Annotated in this window: 15 protein-coding genes; 10 read left to right on the top strand and 5 right to left on the bottom strand. The window is 75.2% G+C overall.

Features of this window, described 5'->3' with window-relative positions; all coding sequences use genetic code 11:
* Positions 1-1,293: SbcC/MukB-like Walker B domain-containing protein (locus tag KVT14_RS16090; protein WP_306795827.1), on the top strand; the 1,293-nt coding region annotated here is incomplete at its 5' end.
* Positions 1,294-1,389: 96 nt separating this feature from the next.
* Here KVT14_RS16090 and KVT14_RS16095 read toward each other — a convergent pair.
* Positions 1,390-1,833, bottom strand: a complete 444-nt coding sequence (locus tag KVT14_RS16095) for a hypothetical protein (RefSeq protein ID WP_217616587.1) — start codon at positions 1,831-1,833, stop codon at positions 1,390-1,392.
* 187 nt (positions 1,834-2,020) lie between these two features.
* Between KVT14_RS16095 and KVT14_RS16100 the strand changes: the two genes are divergently transcribed.
* Both KVT14_RS16100 and KVT14_RS16105 read left to right on the top strand, forming a co-directional pair.
* On the top strand, positions 2,021-2,815 hold the full coding sequence (locus KVT14_RS16100) for an ABC transporter ATP-binding protein (protein ID WP_217616588.1): 795 nt from the start codon (positions 2,021-2,023) through the stop codon (positions 2,813-2,815).
* A complete protein-coding gene (locus KVT14_RS16105; RefSeq protein ID WP_217616589.1) occupies positions 2,815-5,355 on the top strand; it encodes an ABC transporter permease in 2,541 nt (846 codons plus the stop codon). The genes KVT14_RS16100 and KVT14_RS16105 overlap by 1 nt, the downstream gene beginning before the upstream one ends.
* Here KVT14_RS16105 and KVT14_RS16110 read toward each other — a convergent pair.
* From KVT14_RS16110 to KVT14_RS16120, 3 genes are all read right to left on the bottom strand, one after another.
* Complete coding sequence (locus KVT14_RS16110) at positions 5,342-6,754, bottom strand: glucose-6-phosphate dehydrogenase (RefSeq protein ID WP_217616590.1); 1,413 nt, start codon at positions 6,752-6,754, stop codon at positions 5,342-5,344. The two genes, KVT14_RS16105 and KVT14_RS16110, sit on opposite strands and share 14 nt — an antisense overlap.
* Positions 6,755-6,762: 8 nt before the next feature.
* Positions 6,763-7,002 carry an antitoxin gene (locus KVT14_RS16115; RefSeq protein WP_217616591.1) on the bottom strand — a complete coding sequence of 80 codons (240 nt, stop codon included), beginning with the start codon at positions 7,000-7,002 and terminating at the stop codon, positions 6,763-6,765.
* A 96-nt stretch (positions 7,003-7,098) separates the two neighbouring features.
* Positions 7,099-9,030 carry an FAD-dependent oxidoreductase gene (locus tag KVT14_RS16120; RefSeq protein ID WP_217616592.1) on the bottom strand — a complete coding sequence of 644 codons (1,932 nt, stop codon included), beginning with the start codon at positions 9,028-9,030 and terminating at the stop codon, positions 7,099-7,101.
* Between the two features lie 241 nt (positions 9,031-9,271).
* Between KVT14_RS16120 and KVT14_RS16125 the strand changes: the two genes are divergently transcribed.
* The 4 genes from KVT14_RS16125 to KVT14_RS16140 all read left to right on the top strand — a co-directional run bounded on the left by KVT14_RS16125 (position 9,272) and on the right by KVT14_RS16140 (position 11,859).
* A complete protein-coding gene (locus KVT14_RS16125) occupies positions 9,272-9,979 on the top strand; it encodes a DUF2993 domain-containing protein (RefSeq protein ID WP_217616593.1) in 708 nt (235 codons plus the stop codon).
* Complete coding sequence (locus tag KVT14_RS16130; RefSeq protein ID WP_308161123.1) at positions 9,976-10,719, top strand: M50 family metallopeptidase; 744 nt, start codon at positions 9,976-9,978, stop codon at positions 10,717-10,719. Before KVT14_RS16125 ends, KVT14_RS16130 begins: the two co-directional genes overlap by 4 nt.
* Before the next feature lie 75 nt (positions 10,720-10,794).
* Complete coding sequence (locus KVT14_RS23000; protein WP_217616594.1) at positions 10,795-11,217, top strand: helix-turn-helix domain-containing protein; 423 nt, start codon at positions 10,795-10,797, stop codon at positions 11,215-11,217.
* 48 nt (positions 11,218-11,265) lie between these two features.
* Positions 11,266-11,859 (top strand): PIN domain-containing protein, encoded by a 594-nt coding sequence (locus KVT14_RS16140; protein WP_217616595.1) that lies wholly within the window; start codon positions 11,266-11,268, stop codon positions 11,857-11,859.
* 22 nt (positions 11,860-11,881) lie between these two features.
* On the opposite strand, the gene KVT14_RS16145 is transcribed toward KVT14_RS16140, so the two are convergent.
* Complete coding sequence (locus tag KVT14_RS16145; RefSeq protein WP_217616596.1) at positions 11,882-12,649, bottom strand: HNH endonuclease family protein; 768 nt, start codon at positions 12,647-12,649, stop codon at positions 11,882-11,884.
* A 108-nt stretch (positions 12,650-12,757) separates the two neighbouring features.
* On the opposite strand from KVT14_RS16145, the gene KVT14_RS23230 reads away from it, so the two are divergent.
* The 3 genes from KVT14_RS23230 (at position 12,758) to KVT14_RS16160 (ending at position 14,441) form a co-directional block, all read left to right on the top strand.
* Positions 12,758-13,180: a DUF2809 domain-containing protein gene (locus tag KVT14_RS23230; RefSeq protein ID WP_217616597.1), complete on the top strand. Its 423-nt coding sequence runs from the start codon at positions 12,758-12,760 to the stop codon at positions 13,178-13,180.
* Positions 13,181-13,407: 227 nt separating this feature from the next.
* Positions 13,408-13,875 carry a nuclear transport factor 2 family protein gene (locus KVT14_RS16155; RefSeq protein WP_217616598.1) on the top strand — a complete coding sequence of 156 codons (468 nt, stop codon included), beginning with the start codon at positions 13,408-13,410 and terminating at the stop codon, positions 13,873-13,875.
* Positions 13,875-14,441 carry a TetR/AcrR family transcriptional regulator gene (locus KVT14_RS16160; protein WP_217616599.1) on the top strand — a complete coding sequence of 189 codons (567 nt, stop codon included), beginning with the start codon at positions 13,875-13,877 and terminating at the stop codon, positions 14,439-14,441. The genes KVT14_RS16155 and KVT14_RS16160 overlap by 1 nt, the downstream gene beginning before the upstream one ends.
* The last annotated feature ends 69 nt before the right edge of the window (positions 14,442-14,510 follow it).

Here is a 14,510-nt window from a genome sequence, read left to right on the forward strand (position 1 = left end):
GGCCTGCGCGCCGACCAGGGCGCCGTCGCCGCCGCGGCGGTCGACGCCGCGCGCGCCGAGCTCGCCGCGGCACGGGACGCCGAGGCCGCCCGCGAGCGGCTCCGCGCGGACGTCGCGGAGCACGACCACGTCACCGACGACCTGCGGCTGACCCGCGCCGCGCTCGGGGAGGAGCACGTCGCGGCCGGGCACGCCCTCGCCCGGGTGGAGGACGAGCTCGCGCGCGACGGCGCCGAGGTCGAGGCCGCGCGGGACGGGCACCCCACGGTCCTCGCCCGGCAGGGCGCCGAGCAGGCCCGCGTCGACGCGGCCGACGGCCTGCTCGCGGCGCTGGACCGGCGCGCGGCCGCCGCCCGCACCGTGGCCGACCGGGTCGCCGAGGTCGCCCGCGTGCTCGCCGAGCAGGACCTCGGGGACGAGGACGCCGCCCGCGCCGCGCTCGCCGAGGCCGCCGACGTGGCCGCGGCCGAGCGCGCGGTGGAGGCGTACCGCACCGCCGTGGCGCGGGTGGAGCAGGGGCTCCGGGACCCGGAGCTCGCCGACCTCGCCGCGGGGGACCCGCACGCGCTCGCCACCGAGGTGGCGGAGCTCGAGCAGGCGCTCGCCGACGCCGTCGGGGCCGCCGACGCCGCCGGTGCGCTGCTGGGCTCCGTCCGCGACCGGGCGGCGCGCGCCGCGGACGCCGCCCGGCACGTGACGGAGTCCGCAGCCGCGCTCGCCGCGGCCGAGCAGGAGGCCGCGCCGGTCACCCGCATGGCCCGGCTCGCGGGCGGCGCGGACAGCGACAACGCCCGCGCCCTGTCGCTCGCGACCTACGTGCTCGTCCGCCGGTTCGAGGACGTCGTCGCCGCCGCGAACGACCGGCTGCGCGAGATGTCCGACGGCCGGTACGAGCTGGAGCGCAGCGACGAGCGCGAGGACGTGCGCACCCGGCGCACCGGGCTGGCGATGCGCGTGGTGGACCACACGACGGGCGCCGCTCGCGACCCCCGCACGCTGTCCGGGGGCGAGACGTTCTACGTGTCGCTGTGCCTCGCGCTCGGCATGGCCGACGTCGTCACCGCGGAGGCGGGCGGCGTCGAGCTGGGCACGCTGTTCATCGACGAGGGCTTCGGCACGCTCGACCCGCACACGCTCGACGCCGTGCTCGGCGAGCTCGGGAAGCTGCGCGCCGGCGGCCGCGTCGTCGGGGTGGTGTCGCACGTCGAGGCGCTCAAGCAGGCGGTCGCGGAGCGGATCGAGGTGCGCCGGCGGACCGACGGGTCGAGCACGCTCACGGTCGTCGCCGGCTGAGGCGCCCGGGATGCCCGGTCTTCCGCCGCCGCGCTGCGGGACCGGGCGCGCCGCGCCGCGGGACCGGCCGCGCCGCGCTGCGGGACCACCCGCGTCTCACCACGTCCACCCGCGCGACGCCAGCTCCACCTCCTCGCGCATCCGCTCCCACGGGTCGCCCTTCGCCCGCGGCAGCACCTCGACCCCCGCGAGCCGGCACGCCTCGGCGAGCAGCGCGTCGTAGGCGAGCTGGCTCGCGATGATCCGCTCCGCCCGGGCCCAGGCGTGCGTGTCCTCCTCGAGCCGGCGCAGGTGGTCGGCCACGATCCCGAGCCGGACCTGCACGTGCAGGGCGTCGAACGGGTCGGGCGGCGGGGGCGCGCCGTGCCGGCCGTGCCGCACCCGGGTGGCGACGCGGTCGAGCAGCCCGGCCACCCGGGCTCGACGGCGCTCGCGCGCAGCGCTCCGCCGCGGCGACGACTCCGCCCCCGGGATCATCCTGAGCACGACGGCGAACGTCAGCGCCGGCAGCACGAGCCAGAGCACCAGCCACCACGCCATCGGAGCACCTCGCCCCCAGCGTAGGCCGCGGGTGTGACCCGCGCCACAGTCGGGCCGCGTCGGGACCTCGGTCCCTCGGGGGCGGGATCAGGGACGGACCAGGGTGCTCCCGGATGCCCGCGTGCGAGGGGAGGGCGGGACGATCCACAGGTTGGCAGGGGAGCGACCACGACCAGGGATGGGGATCATGGCCACGAACGACGGCACGCCGATCGCGAGCGCGCGCGGTCTGGTGAAGACGTACGGCACGGGCGAGGCGGCGGTGCGGGCGCTCGACGGCGTCGACGTGGACTTCGGGCGCGGGGAGCTCACCGCGATCATGGGCCCCTCGGGGTCCGGCAAGTCGACCCTCATGCACTGCATGGCGGGCCTGGACCGCCCCGACACCGGCACCGTCGTGGTGGACGGGCTCGAGGTCAGCGCCATGAACGAGCGGAAGCTCACGCGGCTGCGGCGGGACCACCTGGGCTTCGTGTTCCAGGCGTTCAACCTGGTCCCGACCCTGACGGCGCTGGAGAACATCACGCTGCCGCTGGACATCGCGCGCCGCCCCGTCGACCGGGCGCACCTGGACGCCGTCGTGCAGGCCGTGGGCCTGGCGGACCGGCTGGGGCACAAGCCGACGGAGCTGTCCGGTGGGCAGCAGCAGCGCGTGGCCTGCGCGCGTGCCCTGGTCTCGCGGCCCTCGGTGGTGTTCGCGGACGAGCCGACCGGCAACCTCGACTCGACATCGTCCGGCGAGGTGCTGGGCTTCCTGCGCCGCTCGGTCGACGACCTGGGCCAGTCGGTGGTCATGGTGACCCACGACCCGACCGCCGCGTCCTACGCGCACCGGGTGCTGTTCCTCGCTGACGGGCGCCTGGTCGGCGAGCTCACCGACCCCACCCCGGACTCCGTCCTCGCCGCGCTCGCGGCCCTGCGCCCGGCCCCGGCCGGTGCCGCCGCGCCGGTCGCCGTCGCGGCCGCCGACGGGTCGCGCTGATGCTGCGGGTGGCGCTGCGCGGCATCCGCGCCCACCTCGTCCGGTTCCTGCTCTCCCTGCTGGCGGTCGCCCTGGGCGTCGCCTTCGTCGCGGGCACGTTCTCGCTCCGCACGATGATGTCGAGCACCTTCGACGGCATCGTCGACGCCGGCACCCCCGGCGACGCCTACGTCCGCGCGGAGCCCGCCGAGGGCGCGTCGGTGGTCGAGGGCACCACGGCCGGGCCGGCGGTGCCGATGACGCTCGCGGACGAGATCGCCGCCCTCGACGGGGTCGCCCACGCGATCCCCGAGGCGCAGGGCTCGATCGTCCTGGTCGGGGCGGACGGCACCGCCGTGCAGAGCACCCAGGCGCCCAGCCTGGTGTTCTCCTACCTGCCGGACGACCCGTCGCTCGACGTCGTCGAGGGCCGCGGACCGGAGCGCCCGGGCGAGATCGCCCTCGAGACGGCCACGCTGGCGTCCTCGGGCCTCGAGGTCGGCGACACCACGCAGGTGGTCCTCGGCGGGCAGCTGTCGGACGCGGAGGTCGTGGGCCGGTTCGACATGGGCGCGCCCATGGCCGGCGCGACGCTCGTGGTGGTCGACCCGGGCACGGGCTACGCGCTGTTCGCGCCCGACGGCGACGTCGCGGACATCGCGGTCTACGCCGACGACGGCACCACGCCGGCCGAGCTCGTCGACGCGATCGCCCCGCTCGTCCCCGGCGACCTGCAGGTCGTCACCGGGCAGGAGCTGCGGGACGAGAACAAGGACGCCATCGGCGAGATGCTCGGCTTCATCACCACGTTCCTGCTGGTGTTCGCCGCGATCGCGCTGTTCGTGGGCGCGTTCATCATCTCCAACACCTTCGCGATGTCGGTCCGGCAGCGGATGCGCGAGTTCGCGCTGCTGCGCGCGGTCGGCGCCTCGCCGGCGCAGGTGTTCGCCTCGATCCTCGTCCAGGCGGCGGTCGTCGGCCTGATCGGGTCCGCGGTCGGCATCGCCGGCGGGCTCGGCCTGGTGCAGGGGCTCAAGTCCGTCTTCGAGGCGATGGGCATGGACCTGGCCGGGGACATCCCGGTCGACGGCGCGACGATCGGCGTCTCGCTGGTCGTCGGGACCGTGGTCAGCGTCCTCGCCGCCGCCGTGCCCGCGCGCCGCGCCGCCCTGGTGCCGCCGGTCGAGGCCATGCGCGACGACGTGGCGGTGCCCGAGCGCTCGATCCGGGTGCGCGCGGTGCTCGGGACGCTCCTCACGGGGCTCGGCGTCGCGGCGGTGCTCGCCGCCGTGCTGAACACCGGCGAGGAGTCGCTGGACGCCGTGCTCGGCGCCGGCGCCGCCGCGGTCCTGGTCGGCGTGCTCATGCTGGCGCCGAGCCTCGCGCGGACCGTCGTCGGGGCGCTCGCGTGGCCGTTCGTGCGGCTGCTGCGGCCGGTCGGCCGGCTGGCGCGCGGGAACGTGGTGCGCAACCCGCGCCGCACCGCCAACACCGCGGGTGCGCTGATGATCGGCATGGCGCTGGTCGGCGGCGTGTCCGTGATCGCGACCTCCGCGCAGGCCTCGGTCGCCGGGGTCGTCGAGTCGCAGCTGCACGCCGACGTGGTGCTGCAGTCCGCCACCCGCGACCTCCCGAAGGGCGCGATCGCCGACGTCGACGCGCTGCCCGAGGTCGGCGGCACGGCGGCGTTCGCGTTCGCGCCGCTCGAGGTGTCCTCGGACGGCGACGGGTCCGGGACGCAGATCGTCGCGGGCGTCCGCGACGACCTGTTCGACCGGACGATCGAGGCGACGACGATCGACGGGGACCTCGCGTCGCTCGCGGACGGCGCGGCAGCCGTCCAGGAGGACCCGGCGAAGGAGCAGGGCTGGGCCGTCGGGGACACCCTGCGGATCGCCGGCGCCACGGGACCCCGGGAGGTGACGGTCGGCGCGGTGTTCACGACCAACGTGATCGGCGCCCCGGTGGTCGTCGGCACCGAGGTGCTGGACGCCCTGGTGCCGCCCGAGCAGCAGCTGGTCGACCTGCTGGCGGTCGACGCCGCCTCCGGGGTGGGGGTCGACGAGCTGAAGGACGCCGTCACCGCGGCGGTGGCGCCGTACGTCGTGATCTCGGTGCTGACCCAGGACGAGTTCGTCTCGAACCTCGCCGACCAGGTCAACCAGGTCCTCGTGATCCTGTACGCGCTGCTCGGCCTGTCGGTGGTGATCGCGGTGCTGGGCATCGTGAACACGCTCGCGCTGTCCGTCATCGAGCGCACCCGGGAGATCGGGCTGCTCCGGGCCGTCGGCCTGGGCCGGCTCCAGCTCGCGGGCACCGTGACCGTCGAGTCCGTGCTGACGGCGGTGTTCGGCACCGTCGTCGGCCTGGTGGTCGGGGTGGCGCTCGCCTCCGCCCTGCCGTCGGTGTACGCCGACGACGGCCTGTCCGAGCTGGTGATCCCGTGGGGGAGCCTCGTGGGCATGCTCGGGCTGGCCGTCGTCGTCGGGGTGCTGGCCGCGCTGTGGCCCGGCACCCGGGCGGCCCGGATGCGGGTGCTGGACGCCGTCAGCTACGAGTGAGGACCCACCCGTCCGGGCCGGCGAGGTCGTCGGCCCGGGCGGGACCCCACGAACCGGGCTCGTACGGCTCGGGGTCGGGCCGGTCCGACCCGAGCAGCGGGGCGAACGCCCGCCAGGCCGCCTCGAGCCCGTGCGGCGTCGTGAACAGCGTCCGGTCGCCCACCAGCACGTCGTGCAGCAGGGAGGCGTACGGCGCGAGCGGGTCGCCGGGCTCGACGTCGTCCAGCCCGAGCGAGGCCGTCCCGGTGGCGAGCCGCAGGTCGGGCCCGGGCTGCTTCACGGTCGTCGTGATGTCGATGGCGCCGTCGCCCGCGAGCGACAGGCTGATGCGTCCCGGCCCGGCCGGCTCCCCGAAGAGCTCGTCGGGCGTCTTCAGCACGAGCGTGACCCGCTGCGCCGACACGGCCATGCGCTTGCCGGTCCGCAGCAGGAACGGCACGCCGCGCCAGCGGTCGTTGTCCACCCACAGCCGCGCGGCGACGAACGTGTCCGTCGTCGAGTCGTCGGCGATGCCGTCGATGTCCCGGTAGCCGTCGAACTGGCCCAGGACGACCTCGGCGGGGTCCAGCGGCCGGAAGCAGCCGATCACGGCCTCGCGCGCCGTCGCCAGGTGGTCCGCGTCGAGCGCGGCCGGCGGCTCCATCGCGACCTCGGCCGCGATCTGGAACAGGTGCGTGACCAGCATGTCCAGAGCGGCGCCGGTCTCGTCGTAGAAGTCCGCGCGGTCGGCCACGTCCAGCGTCTCGGGGACGTCGACCTGCACCTGCGCCACGTGCCGGCGGTTCCACACCCCGCCGAACAGCTCGTTGCCGAACCGGAGCACGTGCAGGTTCTGGGTCGCCTCCTTGCCGAGGAAGTGGTCGATCCGGAACACCTGGTCCTCGTCGAGCACCTCGTGCACCAGGGCGTCGAGCTCCTCGAACGACTCCGGGGACGTGCCGTACGGCTTCTCGTAGACCACCCGGACGCCCTCGGCCATGCCGTGGGCGCGCAGGGCGCGCGTCGTCGGGGCGAACGCCGACGGCGGGACCGCCAGGTAGTGCACGACGGTGACGTCGTGGTCGTCGTCGCCCGCCAGCGTGCGCCGGGCGTCGTGGATCGCGTCCACCAGCTCGCCGGGCTCGTCCTCGGTGAACGTCGTCGCGTAGGACACGTGGCCGTCGAGCGCGTCCGCGTGCCCGGGCTCGCCGTGCTCCTCGAGCGAGGACCGGACCAGGTCGGCGAGCTCGTCGTCGCCGATCGGCTTGCGGCCCGTGCCGATGAGCGACCAGCGCTCCGGCAGCAGCCCGCGCGTCGCGAGCTGGGCGAGCCCCGGGTAGACCATGCGCTCCGCGAGGTCGCCACGGGCGCCGTGCAGGACGAACAGGACCGGCGTCTCGACCGGCGTCGTGGGTGCCATGCCGCGGCTCAGAGGGCGGGCGGGTCGGTGCGCTCCGGGTGCCGCACCGGCGGTTCGTGGGCGCCCTCGCGCTTCTGCTTCTCCAGGAAGTCGCGCGCCTTCGCGGTGGCCTGGTCGACCTTGCGGTCGGTGGAGTCCGAGGTGCGCGACTTCACCGCGTCGGCGGCCTTGTCGATCGCGCCCGCGATCTTGTCCTCGTTGCCGGCGACGGCCTTCTTGGCCTTGTCGACGAAGTCCCCGATGCCCATGTCCGCTCCCGTCGTGGCGCAGGTGGATGCCTGCCACGAGTCAACGTCGGGCCCCGGACCCCCGCAACCGGGCGGGGGTCCGGGCGACGTCCCGGGTCAGAGCGCGTAGGCCGCCACGAAGCCCGCGTTGATCGCCTCGCCGACCTTGGCCGGCTTGACGCAGTCGCCCACCGGGACCACGTTCGCGCGGCCGGCGAGCGCCTCCGGCAGCGCGCTGTTCGGGCGGACCCCGAACGCCGACAGGACGGTGTCCGCGTCGACGTGGACCTCCTCGTCGTCCGGGCCGGTGGCGGACAGGCCCTTCTCGTCGACCGCGGTGACGGTGTGGCCGGTGAGGATCCGCACGCCTGCCTCGGCCAGCTGCCGGAGCAGCGTGATCCGGTTGATGACGATCATGTCCTTGGCGATCTCGGACGCCATCTCGACGATCGTCACCTCGTGGCCCGCCTGGGCGAGCTCGAGCGCGGAGTCCGCGCCGGACAGGCCGCCGCCGGCGACGACGACCCGCTGCCCGACCGGGGTGCCGAGGTGGAAGTCGAGCACCTCGACCACGTTCGGGCCGTCGATCCCGGGGATCGACCGCGGCACGATCGGCAGCGAGCCGGTCGCGACGATGATCTGGTCCGCGCCGTCGAGCTCCGGGGAGTCGGCGGTGATCTCGGTGCCGAGGTGCACCGTCACGGGCAGGTCGGCGAGCTGCCGCTCCCACCAGCCGACCATGCCGCGCAGCTCCTTCTTGAACTCCGGCGTCGCGGCGGGCCACAGCACGCCGCCCAGGTTCGTCCCCTTCTCGTACAGGTCGACGCGGTGGCCGCGCAGGGCCGCCACCCGGGCCGCCTCCAGGCCGCCGGGGCCGCCGCCCACGACGACCACGTGCTTCGGCCGGGGCGCGATCGTGAGCACCCGCTCGCGCTCGAAGCCGACCTGCGGGTTGACCGCGCAGCCCAGCGCCTCGGCGAAGAACGCGTGGCCGACGCACATCGCGTTGCACCGGATGCACGGGCGCACGTCGCCACGGCGCCCCTCGCGGAGCTTGTTCGCCCACTCGGGGTCCGCGATCAGGCCGCGGCCGATGCCGGCGAAGTCGGCCTCGCCGGCGGCGATGACGGCCTCGGCGTTCTCCGGGGTCAGGTTGCCCACCGCCATCACCGGGATGGACAGGACCTCCTTCATCGCCTTCGCGGCGGGCGCCATGCACGCGTCGCCGAGGTAGTACGGCGGGAACACGTAGTCCATCGCCTCGTACGAGCCGTCGTCGGCGATGAGCAGGTCCAGGCCCGCGGCCTCGAGCACCACCGCGATCTTCCGCGACTCCTCGACCGTGCGGCCGCCCGGGAACCGGTGGTCGACGGACAGCCGGAACGACACCGGCAGGCCGGGTGCGGCCTCCTTCACGGCCCGGATGATCTCGACGGCGAACCGGCACCGGTTCTCGGTCGAGCCGCCGTAGGAGTCGGTGCGCCGGTTCCACACCGGGCTCATGAACTGGTCGACCAGGTACCCGGTGTGGCCGTGGATGTCGAGGGCGTCGATCCCGGCCTGCGCGGCGCGGGCGGCCGCCTCGGCGTGCCGGCGGACGATCACCCGGATCTCGTCGACCTCGAGCGGCCGGCACAGCACCTCGGGGTGCGCGTAGTGCGGGTTGTCGGACGCCGAGATCGGCAGCCGCTCCGGGTCGACGTTGTTGATGTTCCGCCCGAGGCCGGCCGTGAGCTGGAGCGAGATCCTCCCGCCGACGCGGTGGATCGACTCCGCCAGCGCGGTGAGCCCCGGCAGCGCGGCGTCGGTGTCGACGCGGCACAGGCCCGGGTTGATGACCTCGTAGTCCTGCGACACGGCCGAGATGCCGGTCATCACCAGGCCGGTGCCGCCCTTGGCGCGCTCGGTGTAGTACGCGATCTCGCGCTCGGTGATGAGGCCCTCGTGCGTGCCCATCTCGGTGCCCATGGGGGCGAGGGCGACGCGGTTGGGCAGGTCGAGCGAGCCGATGCGGCCGGGTTGCAGGACGTGGTCGAAGGTGGCGGTCATGTCGGGTCCTCCTGGGGCGGGTGCGGCGCGGCTGGGGGTGGCGCCGGGGTTCCTGACGGATCAGCGAGACCCCTCGATCGTCGGATACCGACCGGGCGGTCGGCAGGGTCGTTCGTCCCGATCCGGGCGGGTTCGTGCCCCTGGTCGCGCGCCACCACCCGGATGCGTCAGCGGGGTGAAGGTCCTGCGCCGGGCCACGTCCGGGGCCCGCGCGGGCGTGGCCGGCCCGTACCCTCGGGGCGTGACCCGCACCCGCAGCCCCCGCCGTCGCGTCGGATGCGTGGTCGGCCTGACCGCCGCCGTGCTCGTCCTCGTCGGCGGGACCCTGCTCGCCGACCGCGTGACCCACTCGATCGCCGAGGACGTCGCCGCCGACGCGGTGCGCTCCCAGCTCGGCGCCACCGACCCGCAGGTCGACGTCGCCGGCTTCCCGTTCCTCACCCAGCTCGCCCGCGGCACGCTCGACGACGTGCACCTCACCGCCACCGGGGCCACGCTGCGCGGGCTCGACGTCACGGACCTCGACGTCGTCGCGACCGGCGTGGCGGTCCGGGAGCCGCGCGGCGCCGAGCACGTGGTCGCGACCGCGACCGTGCCGACCGCCGCGCTCGAGTCCCTGCTCCGCGAGCGCACCGGCTGGGACCTGGCGCTCGCGGTCGACGGCGAGGCCCTGGTGGCCACCGGCGCCGTCGCGGGCGTCCCGGTCGGCGTGATGCTGACCCTGGCGCCCGCGGGCGCCGACGGTCTCGTCGCGACCATCACCAGCGCCTCGCTGGGCGGGTTCTCGATCGACGCCGGGTTGCTGCCCGACGGTCTGGCCTCGCGGATCGCCGAGGTCGACGTGACCGACCAGCTGCCGGCCGGCGCCGAGGTGACCGGCGCCGTGGTCGAGGCCGACGGCCTGCACCTGACCGTCGAGCTCGCCGACGTGACGCTCGACAGCCTGTGAGCGGGTTCCTCGACGCCCTGCGCACGCTGCCCGGGGAGATCTGGGACCGCGCGACCACCGTCCAGCCCGCGCCGGGCCAGGCCGTGCTGCTCGGGACGCTGGCCGCCGCGCTGCTCTGCCTGGCCGTCCCGACGCTCTGGCACGTCTCCCGGCACCTGCTGACGATCGTGCACGAGGCGGCGCACGGGCTGGTCGCGGTGCTGTCCGGACGGCGGCTGTCGGGCATCCGGGTGCACTCGGACACCTCGGGCCTCACGGTGTCCGTCGGCAAGCCGCGCGGCGCCGGGATGGTGGCGACCGCGTTCGCCGGCTACGTCGGGCCCGCGGTGCTCGGCCTCGGGGCGGCGTGGCTGCTCGGCCGGGGGTGCGCCGTCGGGCTGCTGTGGGCGCTGCTCGTCGTGCTGGTGCTCGTGCTGGTGCAGATCCGGAACTGGTACGGCCTGTGGGCGGTGCTCGCGACGGGCGTCGTGCTGGTGGGCGTCTCGTGGTGGGGGACCGGCGGGGTCCAGGTCGCGGTGGCGTACGCGGTGACCTGGTTCCTGCTGCTCGGGGCGCCACGCGCGGTGCTGGAGATGCAGTCCCAGCGCCGGAGGGCGCGCGGCCGCGGGACCTCGGACGCGGACATCCTGGCGCGGCTGACCCGGGTGCCGGGCGGGGTGTGGGTGACGGTGTTCCTGCTGGTCTGCGGCGGGGCGCTCGTGCTGGGCGGCTCGTGGATCCTGGAGCGGCCGCTGCTCTGAGGTGGGAGGCAGACGGGGGTTGCATCTACATCTGCAACCCGCGACACTCGTATCTAGAGACCCCGGAGGTGAGTCGTGGCGACAGCGACGGACGCGCGGCGGCTCGTGACGAGCGCCCGTCAGCGCGAGCAGGCCCGCGAGGTCGCGGCGTTGGCTGCGCGGGGTGAGGGCTGGGCTGTGCTGGACGCCCGAGGTGTCGCGGGTGCCGCACCGACAGAGCTCTCCCGGCTCATCACCGCGGTGGTCGACGCGGTCGCGGCGGGCGGGACCGTGACCGTCGGCGCGCAGCCGGACGAGCTGACGACGACGTCTGCGGCGGAGCTGCTCGGCATCTCCCGGCCGACACTCATGAAGATGGTCGCGGGTGGCGAGATCGCGGCTCACAAGGTCGGGACGCACACGAGACTCCGGACCGCGGACGTCGTGGCGTTCCGCCGGGCGCGGCTCGAGCGGCAGCGGCGCGCGTTCGAGGAGCTGCTCGCGGCCGAGGACGAGTAGGTGGCAGGGCACCGGCTGAGTGCGCGGGCGGGCGCCTAACGTGCGGGCGTGCGCACCCTGCGGGTCCTGGCGGACGCCAACGTCCTGTACTCGCGCACGCTCCGCGACTGGCTGATCCTCGTGCAGCTGCAGAGCGAGACACCGCCGTACCGCACTTACTGGACCGAGGACATCCTCGCGGAGGTCCTCTACCGGCAGCGCCGCGCGCACCCGGAGTGGGACGGGGCACGCACTGCACGTGTCCGGGACAGCATCTGCGGCTCGCTCGAGGGTGGGCGGATCGAGGACTTCACCGTCGACGGATCGTTCCCCGGGGACAGGGACGACCAGCACGTGCACGCGGCCGCGGTCGCCGGCGGCGTGGACATCGTGCTCACCGCCGACGGCGGATTCGCTGCACGGGACGTGCAGGCGATCGCGCCGTACGAGGTGTGCGCGCCCGACGCGTTCTTCCTCGCGATCGACGACCTGGCGCCTCACCTGGTGCGCGCAGCCGCGCGAGCCCAGGAGGCGTACCACCGTGCGCGCGGTGGACGGGCGTGGCTCGCCGACGCGCTTCGGAGGGCCGGCTGTCCGGGTTTCGCCGGCCGGGTGGTGCACCACCTCGCGGCGAATGACTTGGAGCCCGGAGCGAGCCGATGAGTCCCGCGCGCGGGGTCTCGCGTCAGCCCGCCACCGCGCAGCCGTCGAGCTGCCGCCCCATCGCGTCGTGCTCGGCCTGCGTCACCCACAGCCCGTAGGCCGCCTTCACCCGGACCTGCCGGACGACGTACGCGCAGCGGTACCCGGTGCTCGGCGGCAACCAGGTGGCGGCGTCGCCGTCGCCCTTCGCGCCGTTGGCCGGGCCGTCGACCGCGAGCAGGTTGGCCGGGTCGTTGGCGAACTGGCGGCGGGTCTCCGCGTCCCACTGCTGCGCGCCCTTCTGCCACGCGTCGGACAGCGCGACGACGTGGTCGATCTGCACCTCCGCGCTGCGGGGTCCGCGCTCGAACTCGATCACCTCGTCGGTGTACGGGTCCGCGAGCGTGCCGGTGAGCACCACGCACTCGTGCGTCCCCTCCTCGAACGTCACGTCCGTGAGGTCACGCGCGAGCACGTCGTTGCGGGTGTCGCAGCCGTTGCGGTCGACGTCCGCCCACGCGGGGCCGAACTGCTCGCGGTCGTAGCCCGTCTTCGGGGCCCGGCCCTTGACGTCGAGCCCGGCGAGCTCGGAGCGGGCGCGGTCGAGATCGGCGGCGGTGACCGGGAACCGCGCGGACTCGCGGGCGTCCGACCACACCGGGATCCCGGCGCCGAGGGCCACCGCGACGACCAGCACCAGCCATGCCCAGCCCAGGCGCCGGCCGGCGCGGCCCCTCCGGCTCGTCGCCGGCGGGCGGCGTCGGGGCGAGGCGGGGAGGGTGGTGCGGGCGGAGCGGGCGGTGCTGGTCACCGCGGAACGGTCGCACACGGGACCGACACGACACCTCCTCCCGGCCCGGCTCGGCGCGCCGCCCCGGAAGCACGCGGGCGGCCTAGCGTCGGTGCGGGAGGTGGCGCGGTGCGCACGAGGCGTGACCAGGGCGGACGCCCGTGGGCGGGGACCGCGGTTGCGGCCCTTCTCGTCGTGGCGGCGGGGCTCGCGACCGCGGGGTACGGCTCCGGGGCCGTCGCCGACGCGCTGGGGGACGCCCTGTACGCGGCGCTCGTGACGCTGCTCGTCGGGCTCGCCGTGCCCCGGTGGCCGAGGTCGGCCCGGGTCGGCCTCGCGGTCGGGCTGTGCTGGGCGGTCGAGCTGGCGCAGCTCACCGGTGTCCCGGCGGCCGCCGCGGACGCGTGGCCGCCGCTGCGGTACCTGCTCGGCACGACCTTCGTCGCCACCGACCTGCTCTGGTACGCGGTCGGGGTGCTGGTGGCCACGTGGGGCACGGTGCTCGTCTCCCGGGTCGGCGACGCCCGGCGCGCCGCGGTCTCCCGACGCTGACGCGAGGGACCGCCCGACGCCAGGGCGCGTGCCCGCGGCCTGGGGACGACGACGGTTCTGCGGGCTGTGGTCGTCTCGGCGCCGCGGACTCGCGGCGGGTGTCGCACGACGCGAGGCCCGGGCGTCGGAGTGCCGTCGGAGCGGCCTGTTGACCCGGCGGCATCCACTCTGTACCGTTCAGTACACGACGTACCGATCGGTACAACGTCGATCTGAAGGAGCCCGCCATGTCCCGTCCTCCGGTCCCCCCGTTCACCGAGGCCACTGCCGTCCAGAAGGTCCGCGCCGCCGAGGACGCGTGGAACACCCGCGACCCCGAGCGCATCTCCCTGGCGTACAGCGAGGACAGCTGGTGGCGGAACCGCTCCACGTTCGTCCAGGGCCGACCCGCGATCGTCGACTTCCTCGCAGGCAAGTGGGAGCGGGAGCTCGACTACCGGCTCATCAAGGAGCTGTGGGCGTTCACCGGGGACGTCATCGCGGTGCGGTTCGCGTACGAGTACCGCGACGCCGAGGGGCAGTGGTTCCGCGCCTACGGCAACGAGAACTGGCGCTTCGACGAGGATGGGCTCATGACCCACCGCCACGCGAGCATCAACGACGTCGCCATCGACGCGTCGGAGCGGAAGTTCTTCTGGGACGTCTCCGGCCCCCGCCCGGCGGACCACCCGGGGCTGAGCGAGCTCGGGCTCTGATGGCGAAGACCGTCCTCGACCGCGCGGACGCGGTGCTCGCCCTCGCCGGGGTCTTCCGCACGCGCGGCTTCGAGAGCGGCTCGCTGTCGGTCATCCAGCAGGAGACCGGCATCGGCCGCGGCAGCCTCTACCACTTCTTCCCCGAGGGGAAGACCGACATGGCCCGCGCCGTGCTCGACCAGGTGCGCGAGTGGTTCGAGGACCGGGTCTTCGCGCCGCTCCGGTCGGCCGACGACGCGCAGCAGGCGGTCGAGGCCGTGTCGCGGGAGGTCGCCGACTACTTCGTCTCCCGCGAGCGCGTCTGCCTGTTCGCCGCGATGACGCTCGGGGAGGGCCAGGAGACCTTCGCCGAGGAGGTGCGGGCGTACTTCACCGACTGGGTGGACGCGCTGGCCCAGGCGCTGCGCACCGGCGGGCTCGGGCGCGAGGAGGCGGCGGCGCAGGCGCTGGACGCGGTCGCCGCGATCCAGGGCGGGCTGATCCTCGCCCGCGCGTACGGCGACGACGCGACGCTGCTCGGCATCGTCGGCCGCACGGAGCAGCGGCTGCTGGCGGCGCTGGCCTGAGGCGCGCGGCGGTCACCCGCGCGCGGCGTCTGGGGCCGGCCCGTGCCCGGGCGAAGCAGCACGCCCCCG

This window comes from Cellulomonas sp. GbtcB1 (genome assembly GCF_019091725.1).
Classification (GTDB): Bacteria; Actinomycetota; Actinomycetes; order Actinomycetales; family Cellulomonadaceae; genus Cellulomonas.

What these genes read in the sequence shown, in the direction of transcription:
- KVT14_RS16095 (WP_217616587.1), bottom strand. Translation starts at nt 1,833, where the DNA reads ATGGCGTGGTGGCTGGTGCTCTGGCTCGTGCTGCCGGCGCTGACGTTC.
- KVT14_RS16110 (WP_217616590.1), bottom strand. Translation starts at nt 6,754, where the DNA reads ATGGCACCCACGACGCCGGTCGAGACGCCGGTCCTGTTCGTCCTGCAC.
- KVT14_RS16105 (WP_217616589.1), top strand. Translation starts at nt 2,815, where the DNA reads ATGCTGCGGGTGGCGCTGCGCGGCATCCGCGCCCACCTCGTCCGGTTC.
- KVT14_RS16120 (WP_217616592.1), bottom strand. Translation starts at nt 9,030, where the DNA reads ATGACCGCCACCTTCGACCACGTCCTGCAACCCGGCCGCATCGGCTCG.
- KVT14_RS16115 (WP_217616591.1), bottom strand. Translation starts at nt 7,002, where the DNA reads ATGGGCATCGGGGACTTCGTCGACAAGGCCAAGAAGGCCGTCGCCGGC.
- KVT14_RS16100 (WP_217616588.1), top strand. Translation starts at nt 2,021, where the DNA reads ATGGCCACGAACGACGGCACGCCGATCGCGAGCGCGCGCGGTCTGGTG.
- KVT14_RS16155 (WP_217616598.1), top strand. Translation starts at nt 13,408, where the DNA reads ATGTCCCGTCCTCCGGTCCCCCCGTTCACCGAGGCCACTGCCGTCCAG.
- KVT14_RS16160 (WP_217616599.1), top strand. Translation starts at nt 13,875, where the DNA reads ATGGCGAAGACCGTCCTCGACCGCGCGGACGCGGTGCTCGCCCTCGCC.